Here is an 11251-nt window from a genome sequence, read left to right as displayed (position 1 = left end):
CACCTTTGAAGAGGACGCGGGCGCCTACGACCAGAAGGACGCGGCGGGCTTCATCCACCTCAATGCGCTGCGGCTGAAGCTGATCGCAAACCGCAACGCGCGGGTGAAATAGGCAAGCGCCGGAATGGCGAGGTCCCGCCGGGAAACGCCGGCGGGGTCCCCGGCCCGAACCGGCAACATGGGCGTCTTTGCGCAATGAATCCGAAACTCACCTTCGAGAAATTCGGCCCGCAGCATTTCGACGACTACCTGCGCATGGTCGGCGATGCGCAGGTCATGGCCATGATCACCGAACGCGCCATCCCGGCGGATGAGGCGCGGCGTGACTTCGACAAGCTGCTGGCCGGCAATGCCATTCACCCGGACCTGGGCCAGTTCCGCGTCCTCGACGCCGCAACCGGTGATTTCATCGGCCTTGCCAAGCTCGAGGCGACACGGGCGGACCGGGCCGAACTGGGCTATATCCTGCTGCCCCGATACTGGGGCCACGGCATCGCCAGCCGCATCGCCGCCACCCTGATCGCCAAGGCCCGGCAGCACCCGACGCTGCGCAGCCTTTTCGCCATCATCGACCCGGCAAATATCCCGTCACGCAAGATCCTGACCAACAACGGCTTCGTGTCGAAGGAACTCGGGGATTTCGACGGCCTGCCCGGCGAAGTGCTGGAACTGCGCTGGTAGCCGGGGCGATCCGCCCGCCTTTCTTCATCATCCAAATACCCACGGCCCGGCGATGCAAGCGGCCTCTGCCCGGCAGAATTGGCCCCGGTCCTTCCAATCCCGCGCGAAATGCCGATATTGGGGCGGAAAGGAATCCCTCGATGACCGACAAGACCGCCCATATCGCCATCCTGACCGTCTCGGACCGCGCCCATAGCGGCGAATATCAGGACAAGGGCGGGCCGGGGGCCGAGGAATGGCTGCGCGCCACCATCACCTCGCCCATCACGATCACCCGGCGCATCATCCCCGACGGGCGCGACCATGTCGCCGCCGCGTTGCGCGAATTCGCCGATGGCACGCTGGGCACGAAACGCGCCGACCTGGTGCTGATCACCGGCGGCACCGGCCCCGCGCCGCGTGACGAGACGCCCGAGGGCATGGCCGATGTCATCGAAAAGGAACTGCCCGGCTTTGGCGAGGAAATGCGCCGCGCCAGCCTGGCCGAGGTGCCGACCGCGATCCTGTCGCGCCAGACGGCGGGAATTCGCGGCAGGACGCTGATGATCACGATCCCCGGCAAGCCCTCGGCCATCGCGACCTGCCTTGACGCGGTTTTCGCAGCCGTGCCCTACTGCCTGGACCTGATCGGGGCGGGCTTCATCGAAACCGATCCCGCGCGGATCAAGGCGTTCCGCCCGAAGCAGTAAGGCGGCTGTTGGTGAAACCCCGCGCGCGGTGGGGGCGTTTTGACGATGAGACGAAAGGGACGGCATGGCCAGTGATCCGAACGATCCTTACAAGGCGCTGGGGCTGACGAAATCCGCAAGCCAGGCGGATATCAAGAAAGCCTATCGCAAGATCGCCAAGACCGACCACCCCGACCTGAACCCCGATCCTGCGGCGGCTGAACGCTTCAAGGCGGCATCCGCCGCCTACGACCTGCTCAAGGACCCCGAACAGCGCGCCCGCTACGACCGGGGCGAGGTTGATGCCTCGGGGCAGGAACGCCCGCAGCAGCGTCATTATTACCGCGACTATGCGCAGGCGGGCGACAATCCCTATCGCCAGCAGGGCGGGTTCGACGATTTCTCGGACGTGTTCTCGGACCTCTTCGGCCAGCGGGCACAGTCGCGCAGGGGGGCGCACAGCTTCGACATGCGCGGCCCCGACCAGCGGTTCACGCTGGAGATCGACTTCATGACGGCGGCGCGCGGCGGCTCGACCCGGATCACCATGCCCGACGGCAACACGCTCGAGGTCAAGATCCCCGAGGGCGCCCGCGACGGGCAGACCATCCGCCTTCGCGGCAAGGGCGGCCCCGGCATGGGCGAGGGCGGGCCGGGCGACGCGCTTCTGACGCTGACCGTGGCCGAGGACCCCGAATGGCGTCGCGATGGCGACGACGTGGAAATCACCCTGCCCATCACCATCGACGAGGCCGTGCTTGGCGGCAAGGTCGAGGTGCCCACCATCGACGGTCCCGTCATGGTGACCATTCCCCAGGGCGCCAGTTCGGGCCGCAAGCTGCGCCTGAAGGGCCGGGGCATCAAGGGACCCGGAGCAAGGCGCGGCGACCAGCATGTGGTGCTGCGCATCGTGATGCCGCCCCAGATCGACGAGGATCTGGCCCGTTTCTTCCGCGAGTGGCGCGAAAGCCACGCCTATGACCCGCACAGGAGGACGTGATGGAGCGCCGCTTTTCGGTTCGCGAAACGCTTGAGACCGTCTCGGACCTGACGCCCGAGCAGTTGGACCGCTATATCCGCGCGGGCGTCGTCCAGCCCGTCCAGTCGCAGGACGGCCCGCTGTTTCGGGAAATCGACATCGCGCGGCTCAGCCTGATCGTCGATCTTGCCGAGGGTTATCACCTGAACGACGAGGCGATGGCGCTGGTCATGTCGCTGCTGGATCAATTGCACGGGCTGCACGGCGACATGCGCGCGCTCCTGGATGCCGTCGCGCAGGAACCGCCCGAGACGCGCGCGCGCCTCAGCCACACCATCCACGAGGTCCGGGTGATCCTGCGCCGCTGAGGCCGGTTGCCGGAAAGGCCACGACCCATTTGCCCGAAGCGCGCGGCGGATGTTTTCGCCCGGCCCCTGGTTCATCCCTGCAACCCCGCGCGTGCGATTGACGTTTTTTGGGTATTTGGATGATGAAGAACATGCCTGCCGCGCGCCGTCAGCCCAGGTAGCGCAGCCGGTCCAGCAGCCCTTGCAGGATATAGCCCGCCGCGACCTGGTCCACGACCTCGGCGCGGCGCTTGCGCGAGGTGTCGTTTTCCAGCAGCGCGCGCTCGGCCGCGACGGTGGACAGGCGCTCGTCCCAGAAGGTGATGGGCAGGTCGGTCAGCCGCGACAGGTTGCGGGCAAAGGCGCGGGTGGACTGGGCGCGCGGCCCTTCGCTGCCGTCCATGTTGCGGGGCAGGCCAAGGACCAGCCCGACAAGCGCGCGCCCGGTGGCCAGTTCCAGCAGCGCCCCGGCGTCGGCGGTGAACTTGGTGCGCCGGATCACGGTCAGGGGCGAGGCCACCTGCCGCAGCCCGTCGCTGACCGCGACGCCGATCGTTTTGGTGCCAAGGTCCAGCCCGGCGATGGCGCCTGCGCGGGGCAGGGCGGTGACGAATTCCTCGGGCGTTTCGCAGATCATTCGGCCAGCCCCGCGCCGGTCGCGGCAGCGTCCACCAGCGCAAGCGCGGCGGGATCGTCCGCGAAATGGTGGCGGGCTTCCTGCCAGATGGCGCGGGCCTGATCGCCCCGGTCCAGCACGTTCAGCGCACCGATGAGCTGCGCCCATTCCTCGGGCGAACCGCCCTGCGCGGCCAGCCGGGCCATGAGGTTGTCGACCATGCCCGCGATCATCTGCGAGCGGTCTTCGTCGCTCATGCCCTCGGCGGCGGCGATGGCCGCGGCGTCGGGTCCGGGCAGCGCGGCGGCGGGTGCGCCGGGGGTGGGGGCCTGATAGCCCGGCTCGCCCGCAAGCCAGGCCAATTCCTCGATGACCTCGGCGATGGGGGCGATCCAGGGCGCATCGGCAGGCCCCTCGGCCAGAAGCGAGGCCCAGACGGTGAACGCCCGGTCGGGCCGCCCGTTCTGGATGTTGAGCAGCCCCAGCATGTAGCGCGCATGCCCGTCGGTGGCATCCATCTGCAAGGCGGCGGCGATTTCCGATTCGGCCTGCGCGGTGATGATGCCGCCCGCGCTTTCGATCATCAGCGCGGCAAGGCGGGCATGTTCGGCGGCGGTGGCGGTATTGCCTAGAACCGCGATCAGGCGGCGCTGCGCGTCCTGTGCAGCCTGCGCATTGCCAAGGCGCGATTCGTGTTCGACCAGCAGGCGCAAGCCCTGCGCGTCGGTCGGGCGGTCCGCGACGGCGGTGCGCAGCCGCTCGATCAGGGCGAGATATTCGGGATCCGCTTCGGGCAGGGCAGGGCGTTCCGCCTGCGTCTCGGCCTCGGCCTGCGAGGGACGGGCGGCATAGCGTGCCTCGGCCTCGGCGATCCGGGCGGCGATGGGGGCGTCGGGCAGTTGCGGCGCGCCGATGCGGTCGTAAAGCATGAAGGCGCCCGCCGTGACCGCGGCCAGCGCGACGGCGGGCAGCGCCAGCCCCGGTCCGTTGCCCGCGCGCACGGCTTTTTGCAGCGCCCGGTCGGCCTCCAGCACCTTGCGGCCGATCTCGATCTTCAGGCGTTCGGCATCGGCAGGCTCGATCACGCCGCGTTCCTGGTCGCGCCCGACCTCGCGTAGCTGGTCGCGGTAGACGCGCAGGTCATAGGCGGCCGTCGGCTGCGCGGGCTGGGTCCGCTGCCGAAGGAAGGGCAGGAAAACCGCGACGACGGCGATGGCCGAAAGGGCGGCGCAGATGATCCAGAACATGCGTCCTCCTGTGCTGGTGGCCTTTGATAGCGCCATTCGCGCCGTTCCAGAAGGGGGCGCGGCTGCGACACATCCGCCGCCCGCCGGGGGCCGCTGGCCTTTGCGAAAGCGCCGCGGCGGGGGTGCGCATCGCCGCCGGTCCCGCCAATCCGGCCCGATCGGCGAAACCCCGACGATGCGGGGCGGCCCGATGCGCGGGATCTTGCGCGTATTTCGGGGAAATTCCTTTCTGGTGGAACATTTTACGATGCTCTGCGATTTCTTCGTGAACGCCATCAGATCAAGGAGCTTTCGAAATGGCCGAACCGCAAGAAAAGTCGAACACCGGGATCATCATCGGCGTCGTTGTCGTCGTCGTGATCGCGCTGGCCTGGTTCTTCATGTCCGGCAGCGGCGGGGATGATGCGACCACTGTCGAAACCCCGGCAGCCGATGCGCCGATGGCGCCCGAGGGCGATCCGGCCCTGCCCGCCGATCCGGTTCCCGGCGCCGATGGCGTCGTCGATCCCGCGACCGATCCGGCAGCCGATCCTCTTGCGGACCCCGCCCCGGTCGAGCCTGCACCGGCCAACTGACCGGACGGTGCGCGACCGCCTGGCGGATGGGCGGGCCGGTTATCCCGGCCACGCCCTGCGCGCATCCCGGAACTGCCGCAAGGCCGCCGTCCCCTTGCCGGGGCGTGCGGCCTTGTCCGCGTGAACGGCAGGGGCGCCTTGGGGCAAAATCGCCGCTCGCGCGCGCGGCCCCTATCCCGCGGGCGGCGGGGCGGCTATGGATGGGCGGCCAGATCCGCGCAACCATCGGGGGACATCATGCCGGGCACCGGACGCCGCCGCCTTTCCGCCATCGCCGCCCTTCTGGCGCCCGTCCTGGCGTTGGCCCTGCCCGCCGCGCCGTTGTCGGCCCAGCAGGCGCCGCCGGCCGAGCCGGTCGTGATGATCTGCGGCCTGGACGAGGTGCCCGACCCGGACCACCCCGGCGGCTATACCGGCTGGGTCCCCGAGATCGTCATCGTGACGCGGCAGGCCAATGGCCGGATCGAGGTTTTCGACCCCATCCTGCAGCAATATGTCGGTCGCCCGATCCAGGCCTATGTGACCGCCGACGACCGCCGCCTGCGCACCTATGGCTGGGCGCTGGCCGGGGTGCGCAACCGTTCGGGCCAATGGGCCGAGCGGCTGGATTTCCGCCTGACGCTGGACAAGCGCGATTCGTCGGCCCGCATGACGGTGCAGGCGCAGGACTATGACAACACCATCGCCGGGCGCGGCTTTTGCGGCAATCCGCGCGAATAGGGCGGCGGGATTTGGAACCTTGAACCCCGGTCCGGGTTGAAAGGGCGACGCGGGGGCTTTCGCCCGCGGCGGAGCTGTGCCAGACATGCGCTGGCGAACTTATTGAAAGGGGACCCGAAAATGGCCTTTACGCTTCCCGATCTTCCTTATGCCCATGACGCGCTTGCCGAAGGCGGCATGTCGCGCGAGACGCTGGAATATCACCACGACAAGCACCACAAAGCCTATGTCGACAAGCTCAACGAGCTGGTCGCCGGGACCGAGTGGGAGGGCAAGTCGCTTGAGGATATCGTCAAGGGCACCTACCAGCAGGGCGCCGTGGCGCAGAACGGCATCTTCAACAATGCCAGCCAGCACTGGAACCATAGCCAGTTCTGGGAAATGATGGCCCCGAACCCCGGCGTGATCCCGTCCGAACTGGAAAGCGCGATCAAGGACAGCTTCGGCTCGGTCGACGATTTCAAGAAGAAGTTCACCGAGGCCGGCGTGGGCCAGTTCGGTTCCGGCTGGGCATGGCTGGTCAAGAATGCCGACGGCGGGCTGGAAGTGACCAAGACCGAAAACGGCGTGAACCCGCTTTGCCACGGCCAGACGGCGCTTCTGGGCATCGACGTGTGGGAACACAGCTATTACATCGACTTCCGCAACGCGCGTCCGAAATATATCGAGAACTTCCTCGACAAGCTGGTGAACTGGGAAAACGTGGCCTCGCGCCTGTGAACCCCCGCGCCGCGAATCGACAAGAAAGCCCGCCCTTCACCGGCGGGCTTTTTCGTCATTGCCGCGACAAGGCCGGGGCCACGCAGGCCCCCGGTTTCGACCCCTCGGGCAACGGCTGGCCGGAACCCGCCGGGCGGGGCGCGCGGAAAATCGTTCACTTCTGCTTTTCGCGGGCGTTGCGCGGCATTGGCAAAGGAACCCGGTCGCGTATAGAAGGGCGCTGAAGGAAGCGCGGGGAACTCATGTCCAATCAGAACGACAGCTTTATCGACGAGGTTGCGGCAGATCTGCGCCGGGACCGGCTTTTCGGGCTGCTGCGGCGCTTTGGCTGGATCGTGGTGCTGCTGGTGCTGGCGCTGGTCGGCGGCGCGGCATGGCATGAATATTCCCGCGTCCAGGAACGCGGCCGGGCGCAGGATTTCGGCGATGCGGTGCTGGCCGCCGAACAGTCGGACGATCCCGCCGCGGCGCTGCACGAACTGGCGCAAGAGAGCGACGAAGGCCGCCACGCGGTCGCCACGCTGCTGGCCGCCGCCGCGCTCGAGGCCGATGGACAAGGCCCGCAGGCGGCGCAGGCCCTGCGCGAACTGGCCAGCCGGATCGGCGGCGACGATCCCGTGCTGCGCGACCTTGCCAAGCTGAAGGCGGTGATCGCCGCCGGTCCCGCGCTTGGCGCCGCCGACCGCGACACCCTGCTGAGCGAACTTTCCCAACCCGGCACCCCCTTTGAACTGCTGGCGCTTGAGCAGAAGGCCCTTGCCCTTGTCGAGGCCGGACGCGACGACGATGCCGTCACCCTGATCCGCCAGATCCGGCAGAAGGACGGGCTTTCCCAAGGCTTGCGCCGGCGGCTGGACGAGTTGATGATCGTCCTCGGCGTCGATCCCGAACAGGATGACGCGGTCGCGGCTGCCGATGCCGCACCCACCGCCGACTGACGCGGCCCGGACCAAAGGCCCGCGAAGAGGAGACAGTGATGACCAGATTGCCCCTGATCGCCCTTCTGGCGGGGACCGTCGCCCTGACGGGTTGCGGCGACCGCGACGAGATCCTGCCCGGTGAGCGGCTGGACCCCCGCGCCGTGTTGTCGCCCGATGGTCCCGCCGTGCAGGGCCAGCCCGGCGCGGCCACGGTCGCGCTGTCCCTGCCCGCCATGCGCGCCAATGCCGAATGGCCCCAGCTTGGCGGCGGGCCGACCCACAACCCCGGCCATGCCGCCATCGGGCAGGGCCTGACGCCGATCTGGTCCGTGGGTATCGGCCAGCCCGCCGGGCGCCGCCATCGCATCACCGCCGACCCGATCGTGGGCGGCGGGCTGATCTATACCAAGGACAGCCGGGCGCGGGTCACGGCGACGACGCCCTCGGGTCAGACGGCCTGGACCTCGAACCTGGTTCCGGCGGGCGAAGTCGGCGAAAGCGTCTCGGGCGGCGGCATCGCCTATGACGGGGGCCGCGTCTACGTCACCACCGGCTATGGCGAACTGGTCGCGCTGGATGCCCGCAGCGGCGGCGTGATCTGGCGGCAGCGGGTGGATGCGGTGATTTCCGGCTCGCCCACGGTGGACCGGGGGATGGTCTATGTCATGGCGCGCAACGCGACCGGCTGGGCGATTCGCGCATCCGACGGGCGGGTGCAATGGCAGGTCGGCGGAACGCTCGCCGTCGCCGGGGTGATGGGGCATTCCTCGCCCGCGGTGTCGGGCAACACGGTGATCTTCCCCTATGCCTCGGGCCAGCTTCTGGCGGTGGACCGCGACAGCGGCGAACAGCTTTGGTCGGGGCAGGTCGGCGGCTCGCGCACGGGCCGCGCCATCGGGCTGATCCGCGACATCGGCGGCGATCCGGTGATCATGGGCAACCGCGTGATCGCGGGCACCACCTCGGGGCGGACGGCGGCCTTCGATCTGCAAACCGGCGCGCTGGCGTGGAACGCCCGCAACGGCGCGGCCAATCCGGTGACGCCTGCGGGCAACTCGATTTTCCTGGTCAACGACCAGGCGCAACTGGTGCGGCTGGATGCCGCAACCGGCGCCGGCATCTGGGGCGTCGATCTGCCCGAATATGTCGAGACCCGCCGTGCCCGCAAGCAGGACCGCGTTCATGCCCATTTCGGGCCGGTGCTGGCGGGGGGCAGGCTTTACCTTGCTTCGACCGACGGCAGGCTGCGGGTCTTCGACCCCGGCTCGGGCGCACTGATCGGGCAGGCCGAGATTCCCGGTGGCGCGGCCACCACCCCCGTCGTCGCGGGCCAGACGCTTTACGTCGTCACCCGCGACGCGCAACTGATTGCTTACAGATGAGCTTTACCCTCGCCATCGTCGGCCGCCCGAATGTCGGGAAATCGACCCTGTTCAACCGTCTCGTGGGCAAGCGCCTTGCGCTGGTCGATGACCAGCCCGGCGTGACCCGCGACCTGCGCGAAGGGCAGGGACGGCTGGGCGATCTGCGCTTTATCGTCGTCGATTCGGCGGGGCTGGAAATGGTCGAGGACGACAGCCTGCAAGGCCGCATGCGCCGCCTGACCGAACGCGCCGTCGAAGAGGCCGACGTCTGCCTTTTCGTCATCGACGCGCGGGCGGGCGTGACCGCCGCCGACGAATATTTCGCCGACATTCTGCGCCGCCGCGCACGCCACGTCATCCTTGCCGCCAACAAGGCCGAGGGCAAGGCGGGCGAATCCGGCGCGCTGGAAGGCTATGCGCTTGGCCTGGGCGAGCCGCTGCGCATTTCCGCCGAACATGGCGAGGGGATGGACGACCTCTATCGCGCGCTGGTCCCGCTGGCCGAGCGGTTCGAGGCCGAAAACGTCCAGCAGGTCCCCGCCACCGATGTGGACGTGACCGATGCGGATGGGGCCGAGGACTGGCGGCCCTCGGCGCAAAAGCCCTTGCAACTGGCCGTCATCGGCCGTCCGAATGCCGGGAAATCCACGCTTATCAACAAGATCCTGGGCGAGGATCGCCTGCTGACGGGACCCGAGGCGGGAATCACCCGCGACTCGATCTCGGTCACGACGGAATTCATGGGCACGCCGATGCGGATCTTCGACACGGCAGGGATGCGCAAGAAGGCCCGCGTGGTCGAAAAGGTCGAAAAGCTGTCCGTGGCCGACGGGCTGCGCGCCGTGCGCTTCGCCGAGGTTGTCGTGGTGCTGCTGGACGTGGGTATCCCCTTTGAACAGCAGGACCTGCGCATCGCCGATTTCGCGGAAACCGAGGGGCGCGCGGTCGTCGTCGCCGCCAACAAATGGGATCTTGAGGACGACAAGCCCGAAAAGCTGAAGGAGTTGCGCGAGGCGTTCGAGCGCCTGCTGCCGCAGTTGCGCGGCGCGCCGCTGGTCACGGTCAGCGCCCGCACCGGCAAGGGGCTGGACCGGCTGCACAACGCGATCCTCAAGGCGCATGAGGTCTGGAACCGCCGCATCACCACCGCCAAGCTGAACCAATGGCTGGGTGCCATGACCGAGGCGCACCCGCCGCCCGCGCCCGGCGGGCGCCGCATCCGGCTGCGCTACATGACGCAGATCAAGACCCGCCCGCCTGCCTTCGTGGTCATGGCGACCCATACCGACAAGCTGCCCGACGCCTATGCGCGCTATCTGGTGAACGGGCTGCGGCAGGATTTCGACATGCCCGGCACGCCGATCCGGCTGAATTTCCGCGATCAGGGCGTCAAGAACCCTTACCGTCACAAGGCGGACAAGATCAGCCAGTCCGGCGCGCTGTCCAAGCACAAGCAGCGGCAAAAGCCCAAGGGCAGCTAGGTCGCGACCCGGATCAGCGTGGCTGCGACGACGCTTAGCGCGATGGTCGTCGCCATTGCGATCATCGGGTTGACGCCCATCGTCGCCGCGGCGATTCCCAGCAGCCCCAGGATCATGGTCGCCGAATAGGCGAAGGGCGCGCCGATGCGAAGCTGCGCGGCCAGCGCCGCCAGCGCGCAGAACAGCAGCGCGATCAGCGCCGACAGCGTCTGCGGCGTGCCCAGGTTCAGGTCCAGAAAGGTCGCGAAGGCGGCGCAGGTGACGACGGTGATCCAGCCCGCCAGCACGCCAAGCGAGACGCTGACCCCCTTGCCGCCGCGCCTCAGCAGGGGCGACATGACGGCGACGAAGCCGATCAGGGCCAGCGCCATGCCGGTCGGCGGGTGGCGCCAGATGACCCAGGGCCAGATCGCGCCCATCAGCAGGCCGATGGAAAGCGCCGTCGGTTCGTGAAAGGGCGGCTCGTGGGAACGTGGGCGCAAGGTGCCGCGATGCCCCTGCGGCCTTGCGATCCAGCCGGACAGGCGCAGCGAATAGGCTGCCGCCGCGATCCAGACCAGCAGCAGGAACAGCCATTGGACAGGTCCCTGCGGCGCCAGCAGTTGCGCCGCCAGCCCGCCCGGCAGGTCGGCCGGAGGCTGGACCAGCAGCATGCCCGCCAATTCGGGCACGGCGCCGGATTCGGGACGAATCGGGGCGGGCGCGGTCCCTGTCGGGTGCTGTGGCTGCGACCGCGTGGCAAAGTTCAGCCCGCTGAGGATGAACAGCGCCACGCTGGTCCAGACTGCTGCTTGGGCCAGTTTACGCATGGGGTGGAAACGCCGGGCCGACCCCTGCGGTTTCCCTGCGGGACGCGCGATCTCGGGAAAATGAGCGGATGTGCGGGACCCCCTCGACGGCCCGGTCGGATGTCGAGGGGGCAGGTCCCCGTCC

13 protein-coding genes are annotated in these 11251 nt (G+C 68.5%); 10 read left to right on the top strand and 3 right to left on the bottom strand.

The window, feature by feature from the left end:
* The first annotated feature begins 195 nt into the window (after positions 1–195).
* The 4 genes from Q0O97_RS08765 to Q0O97_RS08750 all read left to right on the top strand — a co-directional run bounded on the left by Q0O97_RS08765 (position 196) and on the right by Q0O97_RS08750 (position 2696).
* A complete protein-coding gene (locus Q0O97_RS08765) occupies positions 196–681 on the top strand; it encodes a GNAT family N-acetyltransferase (protein WP_294927512.1) in 486 nt (161 codons plus the stop codon).
* 140 nt (positions 682–821) lie between these two features.
* Positions 822–1370: a molybdopterin adenylyltransferase gene (mog, locus tag Q0O97_RS08760; protein WP_294927509.1), complete on the top strand. Its 549-nt coding sequence runs from the start codon at positions 822–824 to the stop codon at positions 1368–1370.
* 64 nt (positions 1371–1434) lie between these two features.
* Positions 1435–2349: a DnaJ C-terminal domain-containing protein gene (locus Q0O97_RS08755; protein WP_294927506.1), complete on the top strand. Its 915-nt coding sequence runs from the start codon at positions 1435–1437 to the stop codon at positions 2347–2349.
* Positions 2349–2696, top strand: coding sequence for a chaperone modulator CbpM (locus Q0O97_RS08750; protein WP_294927503.1), 348 nt, complete (start codon positions 2349–2351; stop codon positions 2694–2696). Before Q0O97_RS08755 ends, Q0O97_RS08750 begins: the two co-directional genes overlap by 1 nt.
* A 148-nt stretch (positions 2697–2844) precedes the next feature.
* Here the strand turns inward: Q0O97_RS08750 and ruvX are convergent, their stop codons facing one another.
* Positions 2845–3312: a Holliday junction resolvase RuvX gene (ruvX, locus tag Q0O97_RS08745; RefSeq protein WP_294927500.1), complete on the bottom strand. Its 468-nt coding sequence runs from the start codon at positions 3310–3312 to the stop codon at positions 2845–2847.
* Positions 3309–4538 (bottom strand): c-type cytochrome biogenesis protein CcmI, encoded by a 1230-nt coding sequence (ccmI, locus tag Q0O97_RS08740; protein WP_294927497.1) that lies wholly within the window; start codon positions 4536–4538, stop codon positions 3309–3311. Before ccmI ends, ruvX begins: the two co-directional genes overlap by 4 nt.
* A gap of 296 nt (positions 4539–4834) precedes the next feature.
* Here ccmI and Q0O97_RS08735 point away from each other — a divergent pair, with 296 nt between their 5' ends.
* The 6 genes from Q0O97_RS08735 (at position 4835) to der (ending at position 10318) form a co-directional block, all read left to right on the top strand.
* Positions 4835–5113 carry a hypothetical protein gene (locus Q0O97_RS08735; protein WP_294927494.1) on the top strand — a complete coding sequence of 93 codons (279 nt, stop codon included), beginning with the start codon at positions 4835–4837 and terminating at the stop codon, positions 5111–5113.
* A 237-nt stretch (positions 5114–5350) separates the two neighbouring features.
* Positions 5351–5833: a hypothetical protein gene (locus Q0O97_RS08730; RefSeq protein ID WP_294927492.1), complete on the top strand. Its 483-nt coding sequence runs from the start codon at positions 5351–5353 to the stop codon at positions 5831–5833.
* A gap of 120 nt (positions 5834–5953) precedes the next feature.
* Positions 5954–6553 (top strand): superoxide dismutase, encoded by a 600-nt coding sequence (locus Q0O97_RS08725; protein ID WP_294927489.1) that lies wholly within the window; start codon positions 5954–5956, stop codon positions 6551–6553.
* A 242-nt stretch (positions 6554–6795) separates the two neighbouring features.
* Entirely contained in the window at positions 6796–7491 is a 696-nt protein-coding gene (locus Q0O97_RS08720; RefSeq protein ID WP_294927486.1) for a tetratricopeptide repeat protein, read from the top strand.
* A 38-nt stretch (positions 7492–7529) separates the two neighbouring features.
* The gene (locus Q0O97_RS08715) at positions 7530–8855 is read left to right on the top strand and encodes a PQQ-like beta-propeller repeat protein (protein ID WP_294927482.1); all 1326 of its coding nucleotides are present in this window, start codon (positions 7530–7532) and stop codon (positions 8853–8855) included.
* Positions 8852–10318 carry a ribosome biogenesis GTPase Der gene (gene der, locus Q0O97_RS08710; RefSeq protein WP_294927479.1) on the top strand — a complete coding sequence of 489 codons (1467 nt, stop codon included), beginning with the start codon at positions 8852–8854 and terminating at the stop codon, positions 10316–10318. Before Q0O97_RS08715 ends, der begins: the two co-directional genes overlap by 4 nt.
* Here der and Q0O97_RS08705 read toward each other — a convergent pair.
* A complete protein-coding gene (locus tag Q0O97_RS08705) occupies positions 10315–11127 on the bottom strand; it encodes a hypothetical protein (protein ID WP_294927477.1) in 813 nt (270 codons plus the stop codon). The genes der and Q0O97_RS08705 overlap by 4 nt on opposite strands.
* Positions 11128–11251: the final 124 nt, after the last annotated feature.

The sequence above is a fragment of the uncultured Paracoccus sp. genome, from assembly GCF_945915435.1.
Classification (GTDB): Bacteria; Pseudomonadota; Alphaproteobacteria; order Rhodobacterales; family Rhodobacteraceae; genus Paracoccus.
The sequence above is the reverse complement of the archived record's forward strand: the minus strand, read 5'-3'. Positions and strand labels throughout refer to the sequence as shown.